Here is a 25656-nt window from a genome sequence, read left to right on the forward strand (position 1 = left end):
GCGGGTTCTTGGGAGTGAAATCTTCAGCATCAGTACGGCTTTCGCTCGGTCAGGATGTCGGATCGCTTGCGACGTCGATGAGCACCTTGCCGACCGCGTGGTGTTCGACCGCGCTGTGGGCGAGTTCGGTCTCGGCGAGTGGGTAGCGCGTGATGGGCAGCCCGGCGGCATCACCCACGGTGAGCGCCCCTTCGGCAACCGCGGTGCTCACTGACTGCATGGCGCGGTGCTTCTGGGCCGGCGTCGTGGTGTAGGTGAGGATGAAGGACACCTGAACGTTCTTGGTCATCGCCGGTATCGACGGAATCGATGTCGTGCCGTCGCCGGGGGTGTAGATGGAGATGCCACCATGATGGCCGATCATGGCCATGTCGGCCGCGATGTTGGCCTGAGCGTTGACCTCGACGATGAGGTCAACTCCGTGCTCGGCGATGCCGGAAACCTGCTCGGGTACGTCGACCTCACGGTAGTTGAGGACGTGGTGAGCGCCCGCAGCTCGGGCCAACCGCCCCTTGGTCTGGTCACTGACCGTGGCGATGATCTCGGCGCCCGCCCACCGAGCCAATTGGATGGCCGCATTACCGACCGCGCCGGCGCCGCCGGCCACGAGCACGCAGCGCCCACTGAGCGCACCTGCAGACAGCTCCAGCGGACCCTCGGCGAGAGAGGTGAGCGCGCGGTGGGCGGTCAACGCGGGAATGCCCAGCGAGGCACCGACGTCGAACGACACCTCCGCAGGCAATCGAACGGCCTGAATCGCCGGCACCACGACGTACTCCTGGGCGGTGCCTTCCGTGCGTTGCCATGCAACGTCCCACAACCACACGCGGTCGCCGACCTCGATGCCGTCGACGTGCTCGCCGACCGCATCGATGATTCCTGCACCATCCTGTCCGGGGACGTAAGCCGCTGCCACGGCGTCGCGATCCCGACGGCGAGCGTCCAGATCCGTCGGATTGACCCCAGCCACGACGACACGGACACGAACTTCCCCGGCACCGACCGGCGGAATCGGCCGATCGATGAGCTCAAGCACCGAATCCCCGCCCGGGTGGTAAACGATCGCCCTCACTGACCGGACTTCACCAGTCGAATCGGCGTCGCGCCGATGTGCTTGCGAATGATCAAGTACGGCAGGATCCGGTCGTCGACGCCGGAGTTGAACAGCGGCGAACGGGGCAACTGGTTGACGCTGACATACAGGTAGCCGTCCCCGCCCAACGCCAACGTGTCGGGCCACAGCAGATCTCGGCCGTGGAACACGGTTGACCACTCACCCTCGGCGTCACGTCTGAACACCGCGGAGTGCTCGTAGGCGGTGACATACAGCGCGCCGTCGGTATCGGATTCCATGCCGTCGGAGGCGCCTTTGTCGCCGTGATCGGTGATTGTCTGTGCGACGTCGTCATCGTCACGGCCACGGTCCAACAATGCTGCGGTGTCCACCGAATACAGTCGGCGACTCGACAAGGGGCAGTAGAAGATTCGTGAGCCGTCGGCACTCATGGCAATGCCGTCGGCACCGACCTTGTAACCCTCGCGTACGACGCCTTGGACCACCGCGCGAAACTGATCGACCGCTTGCGTCGAGTAATGGCCGCGCAGCCGGCACCAGGACTCACCGGTGTGCAGGTCGAAGACGATCAGTGCACCCGTTGGCTGCGAATCGGTGACGTACGCATAACCGGCCACCCCGCGCGAGAAGTCGAAGCGGACGTCGTTCAAGTACGTCGTCGCCGTCACGGCCTCGGCCGAGGGACGCAGCACGCGCACCACTTCATTCGTCGATAGGTCAACCTGTATCAGCTTGGCCCCGCCTGCGACGAACGGACCGAACTCCGGAGCACCCGTATCGAGAAGCCATAGCGATCCAGTCGGGTCGACCACCACGCTTTGCACCGAGATCAGCTGCGTCGCGGGATCACCCGGTGACCACCGGTTCACCTCCGGGTTCGGGTACGGAACCGGCCGGCCATCGACGATCTCGGCGACTGTGAACGGGACATCGTCGCCCCATCGAGGGAACGACACGAAGACACGGCCGTCGTCAGCGACCGTTACACCCGTCGGCATGCTCTCGCTAATCTCGGCGACCACCTCGTAGTCCTCGCCGATCCACGACCCCAGCGGCCCCGCGCCGCTCACGCGATCACGCTCCCACCGGTGCCACCTGTTCGAACCATCCGCACCATCAGCCACCCTTTCGACAGGACTGCACACTCTCGACGCCCCGCACGCGGCATGCGCCGGTACGTCGGCATGCCGAATGGTAGAAGTGACAACCCGGTGTCCTTCAAGGCCCATTACTATCGGTGACGAAAGAAATGCAGGTCATCCGCCAGGAGTAACCTCCGATGCCCACACGTTGTCCCTCGGGACGTCACGATCAACACAACGTCTACGCCGAACGGTGTCCCTGTCGCGCGTTGCTCGATCTGCTTGCCAATAAGTGGTCGGCGCTGGCCATCGGTCTGCTCGACGAGCGCGATCGCATGCGATTCTCCGAACTGCAAGCTGCGCTGCCCGGAGTGGGCGCGAAGATGCTCACCAAGACCCTCCGGCGGCTCGAAGCGGCCTCACTAGTCGAGCGAACCGTGTACGCGGAGGTGCCGCCGCGGGTCGAGTATTCGCTGACCAAGCTGGGTATCAGCGTTAACGAACCGTTGGCCCAGATCAGAGCGTGGGCCGAAGACAACATCGACACCATCGATGCGCTCAACCCACACTGGAACGCCCTGGACCCCTTGACGTCGTTCGAAAAGTAGCTCTCCGACGGAGTCGGACGCCAAACTACCCGGATCCAGTCTGGAGCGGCATCGCTGAGACGAGGCTTCCGCTAGGCGCTAAGTGCGCATAACATGTTACATGTGATCGCTCCACAGGCATTGGCCGGCCTCCTCCAGCACGCTGGGATTGGGGAAGTGCACATCGACGGCACGAGACGCGCGGCCTACTCCTCGGACGCGTCGCTCTACCGAGTCAGTCCCCAGGCAGTTGTGTGTCCGCGCGACGCCGAAGAGGTCGCAGCGGCGCTAACGGTTTGCCGAGCAGAAGGGGTGCCAATCACTGCGCGCGGAGCCGGGACTTCGGTAGCTGGCAACGCGGTGGGTTCGGGTGTTGTACTGGACTTCAGCCGACATATGAATTCAGTGATCGACATCGACGCCGCTGGTGGTACTGCGGTTGTGCAGCCGGGCACGGTGCAGGCAACCCTGCAAGCCGCCGCCGCACAGCACGGGATGCGGTTTGGCCCAGATCCATCCACTCACACACGTTGCACGATCGGGGGAATGATCGGCAACAATGCCTGTGGGTCGCGGACTCTGGGCTATGGCCGCACTTCCGACAACGTGACCGCCCTGCGCGTTCTGACTAGCCGTGGTGAAGATCTACGCCTTGCCGCAGCGGTCCGTGGACCGTCGTTGAGCAGCCCACCACGGTCGCCGACGTTGCTGGACCTACAGGCAATTGCGCTACGCGGACTGGAGACGATCCGCACTCAGTTCGGACAGTTCGGTCGTCAGGTTTCGGGGTATGCGCTCGAACACCTGCTGCCCGAGAACAAGTTTGACGTTGCGCGCATGCTCGTCGGCAGCGAAGGCACCTTGGGACTAGTCACCGAGGCCACAGTTCGGCTCGTGAGGGAGCCCGCCAATCGAGTGCTCGTCGTCCTCGGCTACTCCGACATCGCGTCGGCCGGCGACGCTGCGCCGACCGTGCTGAAGTACTCACCGACTGCGTGCGAGGGAATCGACTCACGGATTGTCGATGTAGTGCGCGAGCGTCGCGGATCTGGAGCCGTGCCACCGCTCCCACGCGGCCAAGCGTGGCTATTCGTCGAACTCGTCGGCGAGACCTACGTCGACACGCTCGGGTTGGCTCAGGTCGTCGGCGAGAGCTGTGGCGCAATCGATTCGCTTGTTGTTACCGCCGAGGCGCGCGCCGCTGCGCTATGGCGGATCCGCGCCGACGGTGCGGGATTGTCAGGCCGAAGCGCCGCCGGGCGGCCGGCCCATGCTGGCTGGGAAGATGCCGCCGTGCCGCCCGACCGGCTCGGTGAGTATCTGCGACGCTTCGAGGAACTCATGGATTTCTTCGACGTCAGCGGACTTCCCTACGGCCATTTCGGTGATGGTTGTCTGCATATTCGAATTGATCTTCCCCTCGATAAGTCAGGCGGCACGAGGACATTCCGTGAATTTCTGTTCGCGGCCGGAGCGCTGGTCGCCGGATACGGTGGATCGTTGTCGGGCGAGCACGGGGACGGTCGCGCGCGCAGCGAACTGCTGCCCCTGATGTATTCGCCGGAGGCCATCGAGCTCTTCTCGGCCGTCAAGTATGCCTTCGATCCCGACAACGTGCTCAATCCCGGCATTGTGGTCGAACCGCGCCCCGTCGACGCCGATCTCCGTGTGCCAGCCGCCCCGACCGTCCGCCGCAATCTGGCTTTCGCGTATCACCAAGACAGTGTGAACTTCACTCAAGCGGTACATCGATGCACCGGAGTCGGGAAATGCCGAGCCGACAACACCGCCCCGGGCGCTGTGATGTGCCCGTCATACCAGGCCACTCGAGAGGAGAAGGACTCCACCCGCGGCCGTGCCCGAGTTCTGCAGGAAATGATCAATGGGTCCGTCATAACCACTGGGTGGCGATCGCCCGAAGTGCGCGATGCTCTCGACCTGTGCCTTTCCTGCAAGGGATGCGCTTCTGACTGTCCCAGCGGGGTGGACATGGCAACCTTCAAATCTGAGGTCCTTCATCAGCGCTACCGCCATCGAATTCGCCCAGCGTCGCACTACTCGCTTGGATGGCTGCCCCGCTGGGCCAGAATCGGCAGCAAGGCACCGAAGTTAGCCAACGCAAGCATGGCCATACCCGGGATCGGACGTCTAGCGCTGTCCGCAGCAGGTGTCGACAGTCGCCGGTTCGTACCGCCACTCGCGCCCAGGACGTTTCGATCCTGGTTCACCGGCACCGAGGCCGAGCGTCCTAGCAGTGGTGATCCCGTGACCGTCTTCGTTGACTCGTTCACCAACTACTTCACTCCGGGGGTGGGTATTGCGGTGGTGCGAATCCTTGAAGACGCCGGTTACTCTCCACGGCTCACGACCAGGCAGCAGTGCTGCGGCCTGACCTGGATTTCCACCGGGCAGCTAAACACCGCCAAAAAGATCCTTGGACGCGCAGTGGACGCCCTCGCGCAGTCCGAGCGCGAGGGCATACCCATCGTCGGTGTGGAGCCTTCTTGCACCGCCGTATTACGTTCAGATGCAGTCGAACTCGTCAACAACGAGAATGCACGACGCGTTGCACGCGCTACCCGTACGCTGGCCGAACTATTGACTGATAGTCGATGGAAACCGCCAGACTTGCACGGAACAACGGTCATCGCCCAGCCCCACTGCCACCATCACGCCGTGATGGGCTGGAGCCCCGATGAGGCACTTCTCGAACAAGCGGGTGCGGATGTGCAACGACTGGGTGGATGCTGTGGACTGGCAGGGAATTTCGGAGTGGAGAAGGGCCACTACGAGGTTTCGGTATCCGTCGCCGGGCAACAGCTGCTACCGGCAGTAGCAACGGCAGGGAACGATACCCCTGTTCTGGCAGATGGGTACTCGTGCCGAACCCAGTTGTCGGACCTCGCGGACCGTCGCGGCCAGCACTTGGCTGAATTGTTCGCAGCCCACCTCGACCGGCACCCAAGAACCGGGGTTCGTCCTTCGCAGTGAGCTTGCAATCCCTCCTTGCGTGCGACGTGGGCCCGTTGCACAACGGCTGGGTCGAATGACAACACCCTCCGCTCCGAGCCGCCTGACCACGGCATTGACTGCGCCCGCTGCCAACCGAGCACCAACATCCATCAGCTCCCCGACGGCGCGAGACGTCCTCTGGTTGCACTTGTCGGCGCTGGCTACGGCTCGGTGCAGCCGTCCTTAATGCCATCTTCGCGTAGAACACAGATTGTCTGACATGGCGTAGCGCCAGCCCGGCCGCCAGGCCAGTTGTCGATCACACGCCGGCGATCATGCCCCCGTCGATACGCACAGTCGTGCCGGTCACATACGACGCGGGCTGTCCACACAGGAACGCGACCACTGCCGCGAACTCGGTTGGATCACCATATCGGCCAGCGGGTATCGAGGAGGCACTGGCCGCGGCGACCTCGGCGACGCTCAAATGGTCGCGCTCAGCTTTCGCAGCATCCAGGGCGGCCACCCGACCGGTTGAGATCCGTCCGGGGACAACGCAATTGACTGTGACACCCGACGAAGCCAACTCCGTCGACAAGTTCTTGGCCCACGCGCGAAGGGCCGGTCGGACGGTGTTGGAGATCGCGAGGTTGGGGATGGGACTCTCCACCCCCGAACTTAGTGCGGCCACGATGCGGCCCCAACCCCGATCGGCCATGGACTGGGCCAGACGACCACCGAGTTCGACCACCGGAGCCACCATCGCAGCGAATGCATCGGCCAGGGCGTCACGGCTGATGTCGACCGCCCGACCGGGGGCGGGGCCACCGGTGTTGGCGAAAAGTACGTCGATGGGCCCCTCGACTGCCTCGATTGCGTCAATGGCCCGGTGCCCGGCTTCCAGGTTGCGCAGATCCCAGTGCTGAGCGATTACCGTGGCGCCTTTTGCGCGCAGGGCGCCCGCCGCTGCGGCGGTGCGCTTCTCGTCCCGGCCACATAGTGCGATCCGCGCGCCTTCGGATGCCAGCTCAGTGGCGACGGCCAGGCCGAGGCCGCCGGTGCCTCCCATCACAAGAGCCAACCGGTTATCGATGCCCAGGTCCATGCTGCGTTCCTTTCTGTACGGTCGCGGCAAATGTGTCACGTGCGCCGGCCAGGGCGGGTGAGGTAACTCCATCCGCCTCGAGTTGAACTATGGCACGGTCGATCTCGTGCATGCGCCGCTCGGCATGCTGGGGATGGGTGGCCACAACCGCGTTGAGGAAGGCGGTGAATCCGCGTTGATCGATATCGCCGAGTGCGCTGAGTAGGGAGTCCCGCAGGCCCCGGCTGCTCGCCGACGTGAAGGCGTCGACCGCGAGGGCTTCCAGGCCTTTCGTGATGACAGTTCGAAGAAGTTTGAGCTGGACTGCGTCGCCGACCTCGCCTGCGTCGATCACTGTTGTCACGGCGCCGAGCGCACCGAACTCGGCGGCAACGGTCTGTGCATCCGGACCAGCGATGAGCAGCGGCGTCGCCACTCGCGTGAGTGACACGGCTCCCATGATCGCAACGTCGACGTAATGGACGCCGGACCGGACCGCGCGTTGCGCCGCGGTCCGCTTGTCCGACGGCGAGGCCGTCGTCATGTCGACATAGACGGTCTGTTGTCCCAGGTGTGCGACGATCCCCTCAATAGCCGATATGGCGAGATCGCCGGGCACGCAGGACCACACCCGATCCACGGGACCCAGCCACTCACCAGGCTGGCGATAGAACGTGATGCCAATTGAAGCGAGCTCGTCCTGAACACGTGTCCCTGCAACAGGATCGAGCACACTCACGTCAAAGGTTGCTGACGCGCACTGCGCGTAGAGCCGTCCAACCTCGCCGGCACCCAACACCGCCAGGCGTGGGCGAGTTGGTGCCCGGCCATCATCGGTCTGGTCATTGCTGACGGCGTCCGCGAGGCTCACTGCCAAGCCTCGCCGGCTCCGAGGACCGCCAGGTGTTTCTTCATCAAGGTTCGCATCATCGGTGGCAAGCTCGGCGCTGGTGGTCGGACGGCGTCGGCTGCGATCAAGCCGCGCTCGACCAGACATGCTTTACGGATCGCTAGGGCAATGCGTGGCTGCTGTTCGAAACAACTCAACGGCAGATAGGGCGCGAAGGCAGATCGTGCGGCTTCGAAACCGCCGGTCCGATGGGCGTTTACGGCCGCGATCAGTCCCTCGGGAAACGAGAAGCCAGTCATTGCGCCAGCTGCGCCGGCTTCGAGCTCATCGATCAGCCCGACGCCGCCGAGTCCGCCAAATACCGGTGTCGCAAAGCGATCAACGAGCTCGCCGATGCGAAGGGCCGTCGGTGCGGCCTCAGCCTTTATCGCGACAAGACCGCTGGTCTGGCCGAGCGCATCGATCTCGTCATCGACGCCAATGCTCACCCCGCTGGACACCGGGTAGTTTTGGGCCACGATGCCTGCGCCGGTCTGCCCGTGAATCGTCGACAGATGCGCTGCCAGCGTCCTGGGCGCCGCGGTGTTCAGTTGGATCATCACTCCTGCGATGCGATCACCGACCACGTCTTGGGCCTCGCGCACCTCGTCAATGGCGGGCCGAGTCGACAGTGCAGTTACGCCAACCACCAACGGCAGGTTCACGGTCGCAGCGACCGTATTCAAGACCAGCCTGCGCTCAGCGCGCGAAAGGGATGCCGCTTCGCCGAACACGCCGAGCACGGTCAAGCCCGCAGCTCCCGCTTCCTGATAGCTGGCCACGAGTCGGGCGAGGCTGTCCAGGTCGACATCGAGCGAGTCGGAATGAAAGGGCGTGGCGACGACATTCCAGACGCCATGGGTGAGGGGCGTGGTCACAGATTCTCCTCCATCTAGCATGTGACATGTTACGTGAAGTGAAACATAGGCCTTCGGGTAGTGGCGCTACACACCCCACACAGACCGGTAGATATCGCGATAGCCACTCGGCGGGTCGAACACGTTGCCTGACTTCGGCACATTGGATGCATCGATGAGTCCGGGGTCGGCGACCCAGTCGGTCACTTTCTGGCCGGCCAGAGTGCTGTTGATCGCATCGATAATCTGCCACGCCTGCAGGTAAAGCGGTTCAGCCACCGTTGCCGCCTGATACTGGCCGGTGCGGATACGTTGCAATTCTGCTGCATCGCCATTGCCCGCGGCGATGCCTTTGGGCGGACCGGAAGGCGGCTTGCCCGCGGACTGGAGTGCGGGCGCTGCACCGGTGAAGTAGTTCCCATTCACGCCGAGTAGGTACGTAAATCGATCCCCATGTTGCTGCAACAGGTTGGAGATCACGCCGGGCATCCGTTGCGCGGTATCCGAAACGGGAGAGTCCTCCACCGTGAGAACTTGGCATCCCCCGCAAGCTTTCACGTAGGCCGCCATGGCATCAGACTTGGCGATGGCCACCGAGTACTGACTGTCGGTCATGATCGCCACGCCAGCCGTGCCTTTCGAATCGGCGACGGCGTAAGCGGCGGCCAATTGGGCGACTCGCGCAGGATCGGTGGAGATGTTCGTCACCAATCCTGCGCTCGGGCCGGGGTCGGCTGCCGAGTGCCATCCGAATACCGGTATGCCGGCATCATTGGCGGCCTTGATGGTTGCGCTTTGTTCGACAGCGTCGACACTGCCGAGCACGATCGCAGCCGGTTTGGTTGTGAGTGCCTGGTTGATGGCGTCGGTGTGTCCTTGGACCGTGCCCTTGCCGTCGAATGTGTCAACGGTCCAGCCGATGACCTTGGTGGCCTCGAGCAGTCCGATTCCCACTCCACTGGGGCCGCCGTCGTTGAGGTCGGCCGCTACGTAGGCGATGTGAGCGCCGGAACGCTGTGCGTGAGCCCCCTGCGACGGGGGTGTGAAACCTTTACTGGCCGATAGGCTTTCCTTGACGATCTGCAGTGATCCCGCGACGATGTCCCCCTTGGGCACGATCGAGGAATAGTCCTCGACCGGTGTGGCCGATCGATTTGCGGCTCCGACGCTCTCCGAAGCACAGCCCGTCACAACTACTAACAACAACGCGGCAGACGCAGCGCCGGTGACTAACTTGCGATGCACGAGTCCGTCCTTTCTCAATGGTCCGCCGGCTGGGCCGTCATGGCTGGGACTGACGTTGGGGGCCAGGGAGTCCGGTTGCTTGGCGGCGCAGTGGTTGTTGGCGCCCCAGCGCGTGCAACGCGCTTTCGAGTCGCCAACGCTGCGATCGTGATGGCTGCCACTAGGGTCAATCCGTTGAACAACGGGGACAGGTAGAACTGGCCGGGGAGCACCTGCATCAGACCGGAGATCCCGATAACTGCGATCAAGACGCCCACCACGGTTCCGAGAGCATTGACCCGGCCGGGGCGAATGGTGGTGGAACCCAGAAATGCTGCGGTCAGGGCGGCGAGCATGTACTCGGGGCCGATATTGCTTTGCGCAACGCCACCCTGCCTGGCAGACAACAGGATTCCCGCAAGGGCAGTGATCATTCCGGAAGTGATCATCGCCCCGAAGACATACCGGCGGCGCTTGATCCCGGTGAGTTCGGCGGCTTTGGGGTTGGCTCCGATCGCGTATAGGTACCGGCCGACGGGAAGGTAGTCGAGGACCACCCACAAGACCACGGCAAGCAGCACCGCGACGACGAACGGCCCCGGGATGGGACCGAGCGACCAATGCGCCAGCTCGTCGAACAACACTGCGCGGGCACCGGTGTCGTCGGTGATCTGCTTGCCGCCAGTGACCCAGTAGGAGATCGCGTAAATCACCTGCCCGGTGGCCAACGTGGCGATAAAGGCGTCAACTTGGGCCATCTCGATTAGTAAGGCATTGGCAAAGCCGATCAGCGCCCCGCCGGCCAACACCATGACGATGACCACTCGGTAGTCGAGCCCCATGATCTGCCACTTCAACGCCATGATCTGCCACAGACCGACCCCGTAACCGAACGATAGATCGATCTTGCCTGCGACCATCGGGATAGTCGCCGCGAGTGCCAGCATAAATAGTGTTGCGTTGCCGGCGGCGAGGACTTGGAAGTTGGTCAACGTCGGAAACGAGTCGGGCTTCGCTATCGAGAAGGCGAGCACGAGAAGAACGGTCAGGACGACCATGCCGTAGACCGGCACCAGCCGCCGATACCAATGCGCCCCTGACGGTGGTTCCAGGGCAGTAGATTTCAACGAGGCTTCACTCATGAGTTACTCCGTGCAGCAGTTGTTGTATCGAGGTCAGAAGCGGCAGCTACGAGGTTGCCGATGGAGAGATGGGGCCGCTCGATCTCAGCGACCACCCGGCCACGGCCGAACACCACGGCCCGGTGCGCCACCTTGGCGACTTCTTCCATATCGGTGGAGATCAGGACGACCGCAGTACTGGTGCTGGCGGCCTCGGCGAGCAACGCGTAAATATCAGCCTTGGCGCCGACGTCCACCCCCATCGTGGGTTCTTCGAGGACCAGTACCTTCCGTCCCAATCCGATCCACCGGGCAAGGATGACTTTCTGTTGATTGCCGCCAGAGAACGTATCCAGCGACAACTCCGGATCCGCGGGACGCACGCCAAATGGCGCGAGTACCTCTGTGGCGAACCGTGCTTCAGCATTGCGAGTGCTAGGCCGCCAAGAGGGACGACCCCACAAGCCCGGATTAAGGAACAAATTCTCACGCACTGTCAGACCGGCGGCGACGGCTTCCGATTCGCGGTTCGACGTACTGAATCCGATGCCGCTGGCGATTGCTCCGCGGCACGTCCGCAGATCAGCGGCGTCACCGTCGACCATGACTCGGCCCGAGCGCGGGGGCAACGCGCCCGCGAGGCAGCGACCGATTTTCTCTTGCCCAGCGCCGCGGAGCCCGCACAGTGCCACGATCTCGCCGGCCCGCACGGTGAGATCGATGGCCTCCATTTGCTCAAGCACAAGCTTGTCGATCCGGACTCGTTCGCGATCCTTCGGCGCCTCAAACACCGGGTCGTGGGCCGACGTACCGCAGATGAGTTCGACCAGATCGGCGTGTGGCAACGAATCGACCGGTCGATCGGCCACCACCGCACCGTTGCGCATGACCACCGCCCGAGAAGAGATCTCGTACACCTCGTCGAGGCGATGCGAGACGTAGATCATGCCCACGCCGGAGTCGCGAAGCTGACGCAGCACATCGAAGAGACGCTCGACATCTTGGGCGGGCAGCGAGGCCGTGGGCTCGTCCAGAACCAGCAGCTCCGGTTCGGTCACCAGACTCCTGGCGATGGCCAGCAGACTCCGCTCGGTGCGGGGCAGTGTCATAACGCGCGAGTCGGGGTCGATCTCTCCGCCGACCAGTGCCAGGATCTCCTCGGCTCGTCGACGCATCGCCCGGTAGTCGATAAGCCCGAACCTGCGCGGGTATCCGACGAGTTGGGCAATGTTCTCAGCGACGGTCATCCACTCCACCAGGCCGAGGTTCTGGTGCACGAATGAGATGCCGGCCCGGGTGTCGCCAGCCGCCAATTCCCGTCCGTTGAGCAGGATTTCACCGGCATCGGGCTTGTATGCGCCCGCGAGCATCTTGATGACAGTGGACTTACCCGCTCCGTTCTCGCCCAATAGCGCCACGATTTCACCCGCGCCCACTTCGAAGCTGACATCGCGAGCTGCGCGCGTTGCGAAGAACGACTTCTCCAGGCCGCGAATGCTCAGCAGCGGCAACTGCGAGGTATGGCCATCGCCGGTTGTCGCTTGTTGGTCGGAGGACATCGCATCAAAACCCCTTCTGCATGCGGACCGCACATGGACCCGGCAACCGAAGTACTGTAACATGTTACCTGTTAACTGCAATACATTTTTACGTGGATTGTGTCTACATCACACCCGCCTCGGATACTCAAGGAGCAAGATCATGACCCGCGAGACGCCCGACTACGCCCACAACGTGTCATTCCTCGGCTACACCGATCAGGCTGGCCGAGGCGACGGGCTCCAGGTGATGGTGTGGCGCGACCACGCGATCGTCGCGCACATGTTCTCCAACGGTTTCACCTCGATCGATGTCAGCGACCCACGCAATCCTCGTCCGGTCAGCTTCACGCCAGCACCACCACGAACGTGGAACCTTCACTTGCAGGCCGCCGACGACCTTCTGCTCGTGGTTAACGCCGCAAATCTTTTCGCGCACCCCGCTTTTGCTGACGAATCGAACTATTACGGAAAGTCCATCGGCGAGGTCTTCGCTGACCAGCCCGTCGACTACACGGCGGGTATGAGTGTCTTTGACATCTCCGATCCGGCGGCGCCTCGTCAGATAGGTTTCATGCCGGTCGACGGTGTTGGGCTACATCGGATCTGGTACACCGGCGGCCGATGGGCGTACGCATCGGCTCTTCTGCGCGGATTCACCGACTACATCTTCGTCACGATCGACATGTCCGATCCCACCAAGCCATTCATCGCCGGGCGGTGGTGGCTGCCCGGGCAGCATGTCGCCGGTGGTGAACATCCTTCCTGGGACGTGGTGCAATGGCGCTACGGCCTGCATCATGCACTGGTCGCTGGCGACACCGCTTATGGGGCGTGGCGCGACGGTGGATTGACACTGCTCGACATCAGCGATCGCACCGCACCATCGTTGATTGCGCATCGCAACTGGGCTGCGCCGTTCGGTGGCGGCACACACAGCCCGCTGCCGTTGCCAGACCGGCAGCTCCTTGTGGTGGCTGATGAAGGCATTGCCGACAATGCCGCCGATGGCATTAAGCGGACTTGGATCTTCGATATCCGGGAACCGGCGAATCCCATCTCTATCTCCACTTTGCCCCAGCCCGAGGACGCTGACTACATTGCCAAGGGCGCCCACTTCGGCCCGCACAATATGCACGAGAATCGTCCGGGATCGCTACAGACCAGCGATCTCGTTTTTATGACCTACCAAAACGCCGGATTGCGCGTCTATGACATCTCTGATGCCTTTAGGCCCCGGGAGGTGGGGGCCTGGGTACCCCCAGCTCCCGAGGTGATGTTCGACGTCAGGCCGAATCGTCCTCGCATCATCCAAAGCGCCGACGTGTTCGTCGATCCCCGCGGGGTGATGTACCTGACCGATTACAACGCCGGTATGTACATCCTTCAGTACGAAGGCGACTGAGGGTGGGTCGAATTAACCCGGCAGTCCTGGCTCTTGCTGTTGGTTCATTCGGCATCGGACTCACCGAGTTTGCAATCGTCGGGGTGCTTCCGCAGGTGGCGGAATCCTTCGGTGTAGGTGAGGCCATCGCGGGCTGGTTGGTCTCCGGCTATGCCGTCAGTGTCGCGGTGGGCGGCATTCTGCTTACCGTCGCCGCAACACGGGTCACGCAGAAGTCTGCGCTGCTGATGCTCATGGGCCTGTTCATCGTCGGGAACACCCTATCTGCCTTAGCCACAACGTATTCCACGATGCTCACCGGGCGGATCATCGCAGCCCTATGCCATGGCGCGTTTTTCGGCGTAGGTGCGGTCTTGGCCGCCGATCTGGCAGGCAAGGGTCGACGCGCTGGGGCGATCGCTTTGATGTTCGGGGGACTGACTCTGGCCAACGTCCTGGGCGTTCCGTTGGGAACGTGGATCGCCCAGACATGGGGGTGGCGCATGCTGTTCTGGGTCATCGTGGCCAATGGCATCCTCGGATTCGTCAGTATCTTGCTCTTGGTACCGCGCGCCAACACGCGTGAACAGATCACGGTGACAGTCGAATTCCGCACATTGACGCGGCCGAGTGTACTGGTGTCGCTAGGGATAACAGTGTTCGGCTTTGGCGGAATGTTTGGCGCATTTACCTACATCGCCTACACGCTGACTCGGACCAGCGGGTTCAGTGAGGCGGCGGTGCCCTGGCTGCTGGTGCTCTTCGGTGTCGGATTGGTACTGGGCAACCTGATGGGCGGACGGCTGGCCGACCGCCACGGCGAGGGTGCCTTAATCGCGCTACTTGTGCTGCTCTCGTTGAACCTGGCCGCTTTCGCTGCTTTCGCCAGATCGCCCGTCGCCGCTGCAGTCCTGTTGTTCGCAATGGGGTGCTTCGGATTCGCCACCGTACCCGCGCTGCAATCTCGGGTGCTCCGCCACGCCCACCAGGCGCCGACTCTGACGTCTGGGGCGAACATCGCCGCCTTTAACATCGGAAATGCGCTAGGGGCATGGTTGGGAGGCCTGACTGTTTCCGCGGGACTGGGTTACGCATCGACGTTCTGGGGCGCGACCGCGATGACCCTCGTTGCGCTAGTGATACTGGTGAGCGCGTCAGCGATCGATCGGCGGCGAGTCAGTTGGAAGTGAGGTAGACCTTGGCCGCCCAGAGTTGGCGTGCGGCCTCACCAGTGGAGTCGCCCAGAGCTTTGCGAATCAGTAGTTGTCCGGTGTTGGTCAGGTGCTCGCCCATGGCCTGGGCAGCCAGGCTGGCATTGCCGGCTAGAACGGCATCCACGATCGGAACATGTTCATGGTAGACCTCTCGTAGAGTTCGGAAATTTTCGAACGTCGAAGCGCCCACAAGTCGGGTGGCATCGCGGATGGACTCAACGATCTTTCGGGCATGCTGATTGCCAGCGGCCTCCAAGATTGAGCGGTGCAGCAATTGATCGTGTTGTTGGAAGAGCGCTTCTTGGTCGGTGATAGCTGCTTCGCGCATTTTCTCGAGTTCAGCCGAGATGACTGCGCGTTGCAGGTGAGATGCCTGTGCAGCGGCTGCTGCCGCCGCTGGGCATTCGAGGGCCATCCGCACGGCGAACATCTCCGCGAGATCGGTTGGGAGAGGCATCGTGATCCGGAATCCTCGGTTGCGCTCGAACTTGATCACTCCTGTCTCCTCCAATCGGAGCAATGCATCTCGGGCTGGACTTCGGGATACCCCGAGTTCGTCGGCCAGGCGCTTGACCGAGTACAGCTCTCCGGGCACCAATGCGCCATCATTGATCGCGTCGCGGATTGCTCTTATCGCTCGGTCAGTCAACGACTGTTCGGAGGAGGAAATGCGCTCGACGATCGGCCTGCCTACCATCACCCCAGAATACGTCTGCCGGTGACATGTTAGGTGCAACCTTGCTGCCCGTTGCGGTCAGCCGGCCTCGGCGCTGCGGGGCCCGAGCAGCTGGCCCAGCACCTTTGTTGGACGTGCTGTGCCCAGGGACGAGGTTGCGTGTCGCCTAACGGTTGCCAGGCCTCGTCCGCCGCCACGGGTCGATCCGGATGACCAAGCCTTTTGTAATGTTTTTTCGGTTTCGGTGTTGCCTCGATGGACAAGATCGGTCCCATGCCGGTACGCGCGAGCGAAGCACCATCGCAGGGATTGCCCTGGGTGAATCGCCCCGGGTTTGATGCGCACCGGTTATTGGTGTGCAGCCCTTGAGTCCCCCCGGCGAGTCCGGAGACTTCCCTTCTTGGGAAGGATGGGGTCATGTCAGGTGGTTCGTCGAGGAGGTACCCGCCCGAGCTGCGTGAGCGGGCGGTGCGAATGGTCGCCGAGATCAGCGATCAGCACGAATCGGAGTGGGCGGCGATGACCGAGGTCGCCCGGTTGTTGGGGGTCGGCACGGCCGAGACGGTCCGCAAGTGGGTCCGCCAGGCTCAGGTCGACGCCGGCGCCCGGCCCGGGACCACGACCGAGGAGTCCGCCGAGCTGAAGAAGCTGCGCAGCGAGAACGCTGAATTGCGCAGAGCCAATGCCATTTTGAAGACGGCATCGGCTTTCTTCGCGGCCGAACTGGACCGGCCACACCACTGATCTGCCGGTTCATCGCCGAGCATCAGGGCCATCGAGACGGCCCCGACGGTCTGCGGTGGGGTGTCCAGTCGATCTGCGCCGAGCTTGTCGGGCTCGGTGTTCAGATCGCCCCGTCCACCTACTACGAACACCTGGGGCGCCGACCCAGCCGCCGCGAGGTCCGCGACGAGGACCTCAGACCCGAGATCGCCCGTGTCCACGCCGCCAACTACGGGGGTCTACGGTGCCCGCAAAGTGTGGCTGGCGCTCAACCGCGAGGGCGTTGAGGTGGCCCGATGCACCGTCGAGCGGTTGATGGCTGAGTTCGGCCTGCGCGGGGCGGTGCGCGGCACGGTCAAACGCACCACGATCGCCGACCCCGAGGCCACCCGGCCGGCAGATCTGGTGAGCCGCCAGTTCGGACCGCGTGCCCCGGACCGGTTGTGGGTGGCGGATCTGACCTATGTGTCGACCTGGTCGGGATTCGCCTACGTCGCATTTGTCACCGACGCCTACGCCCGGCGGATCCTGGGCTGGCGGGTGGCGGCGACCATGGCCACCTCAATGGTGCTCGATGCGATCGAACAGGCCATCTGGACCCGCCAGAAGCAAGGCGTGAGTGATCTCAAAGATGTTGTCCACCATACGGATAGGGGCTCGCAATACACATCAATCCGGTTTACCGAGCGGCTCGCCGAAGCCCGTATCCAGCCGTCGGTCGGGGCGGTGGGCAGCTCGTATGACAACGCTCTAGCCGAAACGATCAACGGCCTGTACAAGACCGAGCTGATCAAACCACGTAAACCCTGGCGCACGATCGAGGACCTGGAGTTGGCTACCGCGAGATGGGTCGACTGGTTCAACCACCACCGGCTTTACGAGTACTGCGGCAACATCCCACCAGCCGAGCTTGAGGCCGCCTACTACGCTCAACGACAGAGACCAGCCGCTGGCTGAGTTCTCAGATCAGGAAGTCTCCGGACTCGCCGGGGGGACTCAGAGGAAGCGAAGATTCGCGAGTTCAATTGGCGGCGGCTCGGTCCACACTTCGTAGCGCCACCCCAACTCCTGGATGAGTTCCCGCGTCCACTTCAGGGCGTAAGAGACTTTGGGCGCAGTTGTACGGGCCATTGGTTTGACGTCGACCACCACCGGCCCGAGTGATGTTAGGAGCAGGTAGTCGGGGATGCGTCTCCGCCTCTCGCCGTCCACGACCGCCTCGATCAGGAAGGGCTGGGCGACAATAGAAGTCACTTCAGGGTCGTAGTCGGCGTAGATGAGCCTGGTTAGCTCGAGCCTGGATTCATAGATCACATGATCTTGCATTGTCGCGGACCAGTAGGTCCCGGAGTAGTGGTGCTGCCCGTACCACCACCGGAATGTCCGCCAGGGTGTGAGCGAGCACGTTGCGACGCCGTTCGCGTCATCCCAGTCGACTGTTTGGACGGCATCGTCATCACGAGTTTTGAAGGAGAGGGACGCGGCGATCGGAGGGGTGCGAAGTTCAGCCACCGGTAGCACCGCCGCGGCGCTGAGGTGTCGACACACGTGTCGGAGCGTTGACATGGGCGCAGGAATGCGTTGCAATCATGAGGTCCCTTCGGAGGGGCTTATCTGGAACTGCGGCCCTCAGGGCCGCTAGCGAGGGGCCGGGTGCCAGCCCGGCCCTTCGCCATATCTGGGGCCGCCGCTACGACGGCGACTTCTCTACGCCCGCCGAGTCGCATCCCCTCCGTCCATCGCTGGGTTGGTGGACGGGTTCAGACCAGCCGAGTCTTCTCGACACGAATCATCCACTAAGGCGCGGATTTTCGACTTCGAACCGAGGCTTGTGTAACCGGACTCGATGAGTCTGGATCCAGCTTCTGACAGGGACACGTCCCAATCATCGGCGCAGCGGTACGCGGCCTCAGCCACTTCGCGTGGTAGGCGGAATTCGACACGGACTCGATCTCGCGGACCTAGCTTTGGTCGGCTCATCTTCCGCACCTTCCTGACCACGGGTCACTTACGGCACCGGCATCGTGCCGTTGAAATGCCGATCGCCTAACGGCATCGAACACCCCGTGACGGAAGAATTGCTGCAGTTACCGTCGATTCGAATTACGCGTCGCAGCAATACAGTTCGATGTGATCAATTCCTGCACGCCGCCACGGTCTGTGTCTGTTTTGAATGAAAGCGCAGGTCACCTGCACACCCATGCGGAGCATCGTGGCATGCGAAGGTCGTTCCAAGACAGCCTAATTCAAGTGATGTGAACCGCCCTGGTTCTGCCGGAGGCTCGGGCTATTGGATTCCGATCAAAGGCTGATCGGTCCGGTATGCATCGTAGAAGGCGGCTTCGAACTCGACTGGCGGAATGTCGCCGAGGTAGCTGTGTAGCCGTGCGGTGTTGTGCCAATAGGTCCAGCTGAGGGTGGCCAGCTCGACGTCTTCGACGGTCTTCCACGGCCCGTTGCGGGCCGGTCCGTAGATCAACTCGGCCTTGTAGTAGCCGTTGACCGTCTCCGCGAGAGCATTATCGAAACTGTCCCCAACGGTACCGATCGAGGGCACCGCACCGATCTCGGCGAGTCGCTCACCGTAGCGAACGGACGTGAACTGCGACCCGGCATCGGAGTGACATATCAAGTCGTGCAACGCAGTTCCGCGTGACCATCGCGCCATCTCCAACGCGTCGAGGACCATCGAAGTCCGCATGTGACTGGCCACCCGCCACCCCACGATCATCCGTGAGTACGCATCGACGATGAAGCACACATACGCGACCCCGGCCCAAGTCGGCACGAACGTCAGATCCGTCACCCACAACTGATTCGGTGCGGTCGCGGTGAACTTCCGCTTCACAAGGTCCGGGTGCCGGGCCGCGGCTGGGTCGGGCTTGGTGGTGCGGACTCGTTTGCCGCGCCGCACCCCTTCGATGCCGGCGGCGCGCATCAGGCGGGCCACCTGATCGCGGCCGACGTCATGGCCGGCCCGGCGCGCGGTTTTCCAGAGCTTGCGGGCCCCGTAAACGCAGTAGTTGTCGGTCCAGAGCTGGCGCAACGCCGGGCCAAGGACGGCGTCCCGCTGAGCCCGCGCTGACGGCGGTCGGGTCTTGGCGTCGTAGTAGGTGCTCGGGGCCACCTGCAGGCCTGCGCTGCGCAGGACGGTGCAGATGGGCTCGACCCCGAACTCCTCGCGGTGGGTGTCGATGAAGTCGACTACTTCTTGTGTTGGCGGTCGAGCTCCGCCCCGAAGAAACTCGCCGCTCGCTTCAGAATTTCGTAAGCGCGCTTGAGTTCTCGGATCTCCTGTTCGAGTTGCTGAACCTTCTTTGACTCCAAGGTCGTCACCCCGGGGGCCAATCCTGCATCGATGTCGGCCTGGCGCACCCACAGGCGCACTGACTCCACGCCGTAGCCGAGCTGACTGGCCACCCGCGCCACCGTGCCCTGGTCGGTGCCCAGCTCGGCCCGTAACGCCCGGACCATCCACACCGCGGCGGCTTTCTCCTCGGCACTGTAACGGCGTGTCGTCGGCTTCCCGGGCGACTGTTCCTTCGGCATACCTGCATCCTCGTTTCCAAGGTCAGGAGCCTCCAACATTTCCAGGGCGATTCAAGAAGCGTTGACTCCATGGCCGTGCGCATCGCACCTAATCACCCTGCGCGGGTAATCAAGCTAGACACGCCAAACCCACTACTGCATCTGAAGCAGACAATAGCTGGTGCGGTAGGCCTGATAAACGGATCGCGCGGCTAGGTGTACTGACCTGAGAGGTTAGGTACACGGCTGGCTGGTGCTTGACCGCCGAGTGCTGTGTGGCCGCGGTGGTGATTGTAGGTGTGCAACCAGCGCGGGTACTCCTGGCAGCGTTGCTCGTCGTTCAGGTAGAGCTGGGCGTAGGCCCACTCGTCGGCCAGGGTGCGGTGGAAGCGCTCCACTTTGCCGTTGGTCTGCGGTCGATACGGTCGTGTGCGGCGATGCTCAATGCCATCGCCCAGCGCGTCCCGGAAGGCGTGCGACCGGTAACATGATCCGTTGTCGGTCCACACCTTTCGAACGAGGACCCCCTGTTCGAGGAACCAAGATTTGGCCGGTTTCCAGAACTCGGATGCGGTGTCTTTGCGTTCATCGGCCAGCATCTCGGAATAGGCCAAGCGGGAATGCGCGTCCAGGGCGGTGTGCAGAAAGTGATAGCCCCGCAACGGCTGACGGTGCTTGTTGGTCGCCCCGGTCTTGTCGGCTTGGGAATTGCGCCGACCCTTCGTGCGGCCCAGCTTGCGCCATCCTCCGCCGGCGGGGATCTTGCCCAGCTTTTTGACATCGACGTGCACCAGATCGCCGCAAGCCGCGGATTCCATGCGCCGCACGACGCGGCCGGTGGCGCGGTCAAGCCAGCGCAGTCGGGCGATGCGGTAGCGGCGCAGCACGTTGTGCACCGTGGAGACGTTGAGCCGTAGCAGGTAAGCGATCCGGGCCGGTCCCCAACGGCGGGTGACGCGCACACCGATGATGCGTCGCTCGGTCCGCGTGGGGGTGCGGTTGGGGCTGTGGTGCGGTCGTGAGCTGCGGTCGGCCATTCCGGCCGCACCCAGCTCGAGGTAGCGGTTCACCCACCGACAGACGGTGGTCACCGACACCTGGAAGCGTTCCGCCGCCCGCCGACGCGACCATCCGTCATCGACGACGCAACGAGCCAGACGCAGACGACCGGTTTCAGACAAAGGGGCATTACGGTGAACCACGAAGACCTCCGAGATCGGTGAGCGTTCCTAGACAGCTCGCACTCCACTCGGAGGTCTTCGTCTTGTCACCTCACCACGCCGTCACCAACGTCCGTGGTCAGTACAGCTAGGGCGGCCCGGTGCTGTCGAGTCAGGTCTCGCGTTGGCGCAGAGCGCCCGAGGTTTGGGAGTGCCCAAGTTCGACTGCGGCGACGTCGTCACATCTTGATCGCAGGGATTAATCTGATGATGTTCCATTGTCGGTTGCGTCGTGCCGACAGACATGAGATCGCTACGGCGACGAGTGCGATCGCCACAAGGACTCCGAGGGCTTGCCAGAGTCGGTAGTCGATGCCGCCGAGGACGAGTTCTCGTAATCCGTTGACGCCGTAGGCCATGGGGTCATACCGGTGCAGAACCTGGAATGGTCTGCTGGTGGTTTCGACTGGATACAGCCCGCCGGCGCTGACCAACTGCACCATCAGCAGCGCCATGATCAGGACGCGTCCCACCGCCGGTCCGACCAGAGCATTGACGGCTTGGGTGACGGCGACGAATACCCACGAGATGAGGATCATGAAGGCGAGCGTGGCCGCGGGGTGGACCAGATGTAACCCAAGGGCGAATCGCACTACGCAGTAGAGGATGACGGCTTGCATCGTCGCCAACGTGACCGCCGGCAAATAGCTTGCCAGTACGACGCGTAGAGCGATTACTTCAGCGGCGATGGGACGGGTTTGCAAGGGACGCAATACCATCCACAACACCAGAGCACCGAAGAATAGGGCCAGGGTGAGGAAGAACGGCGCCATCCCGGCGGCGAAGTTGGGGGCATCGTTGTCGTGCTCGGAAGTCAGTTGCACCGGGCCGCCGATGGTGTCGGCGATGGCATTCTTCTGCTGTGGTGTCCACGACGGGACCTGTCGCGCGCCGTCGGCGAGTTTGGTGGCAAGCTCGGCGGATCCACCGCGCAGCTGGGCAGTGCCTGACTTCAGTTGGTGAGTTCCATCGACCAGTTTGGTGATGCCGCTGGCCAATTGAGCGTTGCCCGAGGCGAGTCGATGCGCCCCGTTACGCAGTTGGGTGAGCTTGTCGGTCGCTGCCTGGCCGCTGCGCCCCAGGTCGTCGAGGGCCTGGCTCAATGGGCTGCCGGGGGTGCGCAGTGTTGAGGTCAAGGAGATGGCCGCCTGCTGCGCGTCGGTGAGGTGCTGGCGGATCTGCGGGGTGAATTGGTGGGTGTGCAGTTGGTCTCGGACGCCTGCGAGGGTGTTGGCGGCGCTCTGGGCGATCGGGTCGTTGCTGGTGTGCAGTTGGTCGATCACGGTGGCCAGCGTGGCCGCGGATGCGTCCTGGGCGGCGGCGATGCCGCCGATCTGGTCGGCGGCCTCTTGGAGGGCGTCGCCGCCTCGCTGGAGTTGGTCGGTGTCAGCGCCGATCTGCGCGGCGGCCTTGCTCAGCGTCAGCAGCGGGTCGGTCGCCTTGTCGATCCCCGATGAGAGCTGTTGTGCTCCCGCCGCGAGTTGGCGGGAAGCAGGCAGTGCGGTGTCGACACCCTGCACCAGCCGTCCAACGCCGTCGTCGAGGTCTGCTGCCCCGTCGGCGAGTTGGCGTGCGCCGTCGGCGGCTTGGGTGATACCCGCCCCGGAGGAGATGATGACCGAGAGCACCTGGTTAACCGCTTGCCCTGAGATCCTGGTGGACACCGCGTTGAGGATCTGGTTGATTGCGCTGCGCCCGATGGTCGTCGAGACGTAGTTGTTCGCGTCGTTGTAGATCGCGATGAGGTTTGCTTTGGTGGGTTGTCCGGTTGTCGGTGATGCGATCGCTTCGCTGAAGTCGGGCGGCATTTCGAGCATGAAGTAGTAGCGGCCGTGTTCGACGCCGCTGCGGGCTTCTTCGCTGTCTACCACGTGCCAGTCCAGGCTGGCGTCCGCGGTGATGCTTTTGACGATCTCGTCCCCGGCGTTGATGTGGTGTCCGGAGACCTCTGCGCCGCGGTCGTTGTTGACCAACGCCACGGGCATCTTGTCTACATTGCCGAACGGATCCTGGAATGCCCATAGGTAGAGCGCCCCGTACACCAGGGGCAGCAGCATCAGCACTACCATGGCGGCGCGGGTCATACGGCTGCGGCCGAATCGCTTGATCTCCGATCCGTATGCCAAGCCTGCCAACATCATTGATTCCTTCCGGTCAGGATGCGGTGATCATGCAGATCGTGCTCGGGTGCGTCATGGCCGAGCGGGTTGGTCACGCCCACCACGACGGTGAGGGTCGCCGCGATCGCACCGAGCCGGTCGACGGCGACGGCTCGGCGCTCGTTGTCGCGGACCTGTTCGAGATCGCCGACCACCAGCACCGGTCGATCGGAGAGCAGCGCCAAGGTGACTCGCAGCAGAAACAGGTCCAGATCGGACAGTTCGACGACAAAGCAGCCGGGTGCGGGCACGGGGTTATCGCCAAACACCTCCTGCAGCACTGTGGTTCCAGCGTCGGCCGAGATCCGCGCGTACCACGGCGCCAGCCACCGACACTGCTCGGTAACGACGGTGCGCACGGTGACGGATTCGTCGAGTTCGTCGATGTCGGTGAACGCGGCGATCGCACAGTGCCGTCGGATGGCACGCGGCCTCGTGTCCCCGAACACCGAGACGGTGCCGCGGGTCGGCGCGAAACGTCCGGCGATGGTCAACAACAGTGCGTCCTGCGCGGGGCCGCCGGGCATTTGAATAGCGTGAAACCCCTGCGACAACACCAGATCGACGTCGGAGAACAACGGACCGTGCTCGCCGTCCACCCCGAGGCCAGCAGCGATCACCACCGGCTATGCAGCCGACGGCGCCTCGTCGGCGGGCAGGTCTACACCTTCCTCGGCGGCCCCGTCATCAGCCTTTGCGTCCATCCGATCGGCCTCTCCTTCGGCTGCCCATCGACCCGCCGTCTGCGATTCTCAGGTCGTGGATGCTGTTGCGCTCGACACCACCGACTCGTTCCGGGGTGCAGTCATTAATGAGTATAGTCATAATTGTGTCTGGAAATGACATGACGACGACGAGGGACATCACCATGAAAGAACGGCAGGACCCCTCGGTGACGGTATCGCCCCCGGTGGTGCATCACAGCGTGGCGCTCGATGATGGGCACCGCGTCGGGGTGTCGATCAGTGGGCACGGCGTGCCACTCGTGCTTCAGCATGGCGTGGCGATGGACCGTCGCACTTATTTGCAGCTGCTGTCCCGGTTGGCCGAGTTGGGCTTCCTGGTGATCGCGCTCGATGCCGCCGGCCACGGGGAGACGGTCCCACTGCCCGAACCCCGCACGTTCTCCGGCATGAGCGCACTGACCATCCGCGCCCTCGACGCGCTGGGTGTTCGCCAGGCGGTGTTCATGGGTCACTCCATGGGCGGCCGGATGACCATCGAGCTGGCCGCTGGCCACCCCGAACGCGTGCTGGCCGCCGTGCTCGTCGATGCCGCAGCGGGAACCACGTTCGATCAGAAGGCGTTGCGCGCCAACACCGCACCGCACACCCTCGCCTGGGGGCTCGCCGCAGCCATGTGCGACGCGGTGCTGGAACAGCGGGCGCTGCGCGGGCGGGCGCATCTGCGTTATGCCCAACTGGTCGTGCAGACCGCGTGGCGCACCGTGCGTCAGCCCGCCGAACCGCTGTGGGCCATTCGGGCGATCGCCGCCGATAGCGATAGCAGTGCGAACCTGCGTCTGCTCGCGGCCAACCACGTCCCCACCTTTGTCCTTCATGCCCGCAATGATCTGATTGTGCCCTGGCAGAGCGCCCTCGACATGACCCGGCTCGCCCAGGCCACCCTGTACGAAGTGCCGGACGCCAGCCACGGCTGGATCCTGGCCGACCCGGACCGTGGCGCGACTATCATGGCGCGATTGCTCGACAACGAGCTCGAAGATGTCTTCAAGCGCGCCTGCACCCCGAACCGGAGAACGTCGCGCTCTCGCAACGCGTGGACCGACAGTCTGATTGCCGTCGACGCGCCCATCCGTCAGATGCTGGCAGGCGACCAAATCGCCGCGTCGGATTCCTCGGTATCCCCCCAGATTCCCGCGCCGAGAAGCTGAAGATTTTCAACGCAGCGCTTCCGGGATTGGTAGCTCCCCTGAGAAGATGCGCCAAGACACCACCTAATTGTTGTTGCGCAGCGCCGCCTTGGGTGCTGCCGTAACAGTTGACGACTCGCTAATCGACTTTCCACATCTGCGTCAAGGTTTGCCTTTTCGTAGACAGCGGCTCGCCGCAGGTCAGGATGGATCCTGTCGATGTCGCACCATCACAGACACCGCGAGCGACGTCGATGCGGCACTGGCCGCCGGCCGAGTGGTCCCGACGCCGCCGGGGATGCACAGTGAAGACCGACTCCTCACCGCCGGTGCCGAATTCGTCGCAGTCGGACCGCTGGAGCTTTGCACCGCACCGCCCTTCGCGCTTAGCACGCAGTTCGCCGCCCAGTCCATGGGTACCGGCTACGGCCGTAATGGCTGAGGTTGCCACCGACCAAATATTGAGTATG

The 25656-nt window shown here is 63.4% G+C and carries 19 protein-coding genes, 1 pseudogene and 1 other annotated feature; of the genes and pseudogenes, 6 read left to right on the forward strand and 14 right to left on the reverse strand.

What is annotated here, in order from left to right; translation table 11 throughout:
- Nucleotides 1-49 precede the first annotated feature (49 nt).
- Nucleotides 50-1036 carry an NADPH:quinone reductase gene (locus ACXYX3_RS26185; RefSeq protein WP_458609607.1) on the reverse strand — a complete coding sequence of 329 codons (987 nt, stop codon included), beginning with the start codon at nucleotides 1034-1036 and terminating at the stop codon, nucleotides 50-52.
- Nucleotides 1037-1068: 32 nt separating this feature from the next.
- Nucleotides 1069-2145: an SMP-30/gluconolactonase/LRE family protein gene (locus ACXYX3_RS26190; protein ID WP_458609608.1), complete on the reverse strand. Its 1077-nt coding sequence runs from the start codon at nucleotides 2143-2145 to the stop codon at nucleotides 1069-1071.
- Between the two features lie 209 nt (nucleotides 2146-2354).
- Between ACXYX3_RS26190 and ACXYX3_RS26195 the strand changes: the two genes are divergently transcribed.
- Both ACXYX3_RS26195 and ACXYX3_RS26200 read left to right on the forward strand, forming a co-directional pair.
- Complete coding sequence (locus tag ACXYX3_RS26195; protein ID WP_458609609.1) at nucleotides 2355-2765, forward strand: winged helix-turn-helix transcriptional regulator; 411 nt, start codon at nucleotides 2355-2357, stop codon at nucleotides 2763-2765.
- A gap of 93 nt (nucleotides 2766-2858) precedes the next feature.
- Complete coding sequence (locus tag ACXYX3_RS26200; RefSeq protein ID WP_458609610.1) at nucleotides 2859-5735, forward strand: FAD-binding and (Fe-S)-binding domain-containing protein; 2877 nt, start codon at nucleotides 2859-2861, stop codon at nucleotides 5733-5735.
- Between the two features lie 280 nt (nucleotides 5736-6015).
- Here the strand turns inward: ACXYX3_RS26200 and ACXYX3_RS26205 are convergent, their stop codons facing one another.
- The 6 genes from ACXYX3_RS26205 to ACXYX3_RS26230 all read right to left on the reverse strand — a co-directional run bounded on the left by ACXYX3_RS26205 (nucleotide 6016) and on the right by ACXYX3_RS26230 (nucleotide 12430).
- Complete coding sequence (locus ACXYX3_RS26205) at nucleotides 6016-6801, reverse strand: SDR family oxidoreductase (protein WP_458609611.1); 786 nt, start codon at nucleotides 6799-6801, stop codon at nucleotides 6016-6018.
- Nucleotides 6782-7651, reverse strand: coding sequence for an NAD(P)-binding domain-containing protein (locus ACXYX3_RS26210; RefSeq protein WP_321180835.1), 870 nt, complete (start codon nucleotides 7649-7651; stop codon nucleotides 6782-6784). The genes ACXYX3_RS26205 and ACXYX3_RS26210 overlap by 20 nt, the downstream gene beginning before the upstream one ends.
- Nucleotides 7648-8547, reverse strand: a complete 900-nt coding sequence (locus ACXYX3_RS26215) for a dihydrodipicolinate synthase family protein (protein WP_458609612.1) — start codon at nucleotides 8545-8547, stop codon at nucleotides 7648-7650. The genes ACXYX3_RS26210 and ACXYX3_RS26215 overlap by 4 nt, the downstream gene beginning before the upstream one ends.
- 66 nt (nucleotides 8548-8613) lie before the next feature.
- The gene (locus tag ACXYX3_RS26220) at nucleotides 8614-9771 is read right to left on the reverse strand and encodes a substrate-binding domain-containing protein (protein WP_458609613.1); all 1158 of its coding nucleotides are present in this window, start codon (nucleotides 9769-9771) and stop codon (nucleotides 8614-8616) included.
- 14 nt (nucleotides 9772-9785) lie between these two features.
- Nucleotides 9786-10892 (reverse strand): ABC transporter permease, encoded by a 1107-nt coding sequence (locus tag ACXYX3_RS26225; protein ID WP_458609614.1) that lies wholly within the window; start codon nucleotides 10890-10892, stop codon nucleotides 9786-9788.
- Nucleotides 10889-12430 carry a sugar ABC transporter ATP-binding protein gene (locus ACXYX3_RS26230; RefSeq protein WP_458609615.1) on the reverse strand — a complete coding sequence of 514 codons (1542 nt, stop codon included), beginning with the start codon at nucleotides 12428-12430 and terminating at the stop codon, nucleotides 10889-10891. The genes ACXYX3_RS26225 and ACXYX3_RS26230 overlap by 4 nt, the downstream gene beginning before the upstream one ends.
- A gap of 142 nt (nucleotides 12431-12572) precedes the next feature.
- On the opposite strand from ACXYX3_RS26230, the gene ACXYX3_RS26235 reads away from it, so the two are divergent.
- Entirely contained in the window at nucleotides 12573-13814 is a 1242-nt protein-coding gene (locus ACXYX3_RS26235) for an LVIVD repeat-containing protein (protein WP_458609616.1), read from the forward strand.
- An 11-nt stretch (nucleotides 13815-13825) separates the two neighbouring features.
- The gene (locus ACXYX3_RS26240) at nucleotides 13826-14983 is read left to right on the forward strand and encodes an MFS transporter (RefSeq protein WP_036425668.1); all 1158 of its coding nucleotides are present in this window, start codon (nucleotides 13826-13828) and stop codon (nucleotides 14981-14983) included.
- Here the strand turns inward: ACXYX3_RS26240 and ACXYX3_RS26245 are convergent.
- The gene (locus ACXYX3_RS26245; protein ID WP_029372771.1) at nucleotides 14970-15704 is read right to left on the reverse strand and encodes a GntR family transcriptional regulator; all 735 of its coding nucleotides are present in this window, start codon (nucleotides 15702-15704) and stop codon (nucleotides 14970-14972) included. The genes ACXYX3_RS26240 and ACXYX3_RS26245 overlap by 14 nt on opposite strands.
- Before the next feature lie 396 nt (nucleotides 15705-16100).
- Here ACXYX3_RS26245 and ACXYX3_RS26250 point away from each other — a divergent pair.
- Nucleotides 16101-17363: pseudogene (locus tag ACXYX3_RS26250) on the forward strand (IS3 family transposase).
- Between the two features lie 39 nt (nucleotides 17364-17402).
- Here the strand turns inward: ACXYX3_RS26250 and ACXYX3_RS26255 are convergent.
- From ACXYX3_RS26255 to ACXYX3_RS26275, 5 genes are all read right to left on the reverse strand, one after another.
- The gene (locus tag ACXYX3_RS26255) at nucleotides 17403-17918 is read right to left on the reverse strand and encodes a TnsA-like heteromeric transposase endonuclease subunit (RefSeq protein ID WP_458609617.1); all 516 of its coding nucleotides are present in this window, start codon (nucleotides 17916-17918) and stop codon (nucleotides 17403-17405) included.
- A 775-nt stretch (nucleotides 17919-18693) separates the two neighbouring features.
- Nucleotides 18694-19955, reverse strand: a protein-coding gene (locus ACXYX3_RS26260) for an IS3 family transposase (RefSeq protein WP_458609618.1) whose coding sequence is annotated in 2 segments (ribosomal slippage) — nucleotides 18694-19652 and nucleotides 19652-19955 — 1263 coding nt in all. Because the reading frame shifts where the segments join, the coding sequence is not laid out codon by codon here.
- Nucleotides 19525-19656, reverse strand: a sequence feature (AL1L pseudoknot). Its footprint overlaps the gene before it by 132 nt.
- 191 nt (nucleotides 19956-20146) lie before the next feature.
- Nucleotides 20147-21136 (reverse strand): IS481 family transposase, encoded by a 990-nt coding sequence (locus tag ACXYX3_RS26265; RefSeq protein ID WP_029372765.1) that lies wholly within the window; start codon nucleotides 21134-21136, stop codon nucleotides 20147-20149.
- Between the two features lie 197 nt (nucleotides 21137-21333).
- Nucleotides 21334-23292: a YhgE/Pip family protein gene (locus ACXYX3_RS26270; protein WP_458609619.1), complete on the reverse strand. Its 1959-nt coding sequence runs from the start codon at nucleotides 23290-23292 to the stop codon at nucleotides 21334-21336.
- Nucleotides 23292-23936, reverse strand: a complete 645-nt coding sequence (locus ACXYX3_RS26275; RefSeq protein WP_458609620.1) for a hypothetical protein — start codon at nucleotides 23934-23936, stop codon at nucleotides 23292-23294. The genes ACXYX3_RS26270 and ACXYX3_RS26275 overlap by 1 nt, the downstream gene beginning before the upstream one ends.
- Before the next feature lie 245 nt (nucleotides 23937-24181).
- Between ACXYX3_RS26275 and ACXYX3_RS26280 the strand changes: the two genes are divergently transcribed.
- Entirely contained in the window at nucleotides 24182-25207 is a 1026-nt protein-coding gene (locus ACXYX3_RS26280; protein ID WP_458609621.1) for an alpha/beta fold hydrolase, read from the forward strand.
- The last annotated feature ends 449 nt before the right edge of the window (nucleotides 25208-25656 follow it).

The organism is Mycobacterium sp. Panama NTM2 (assembly GCF_054355555.1).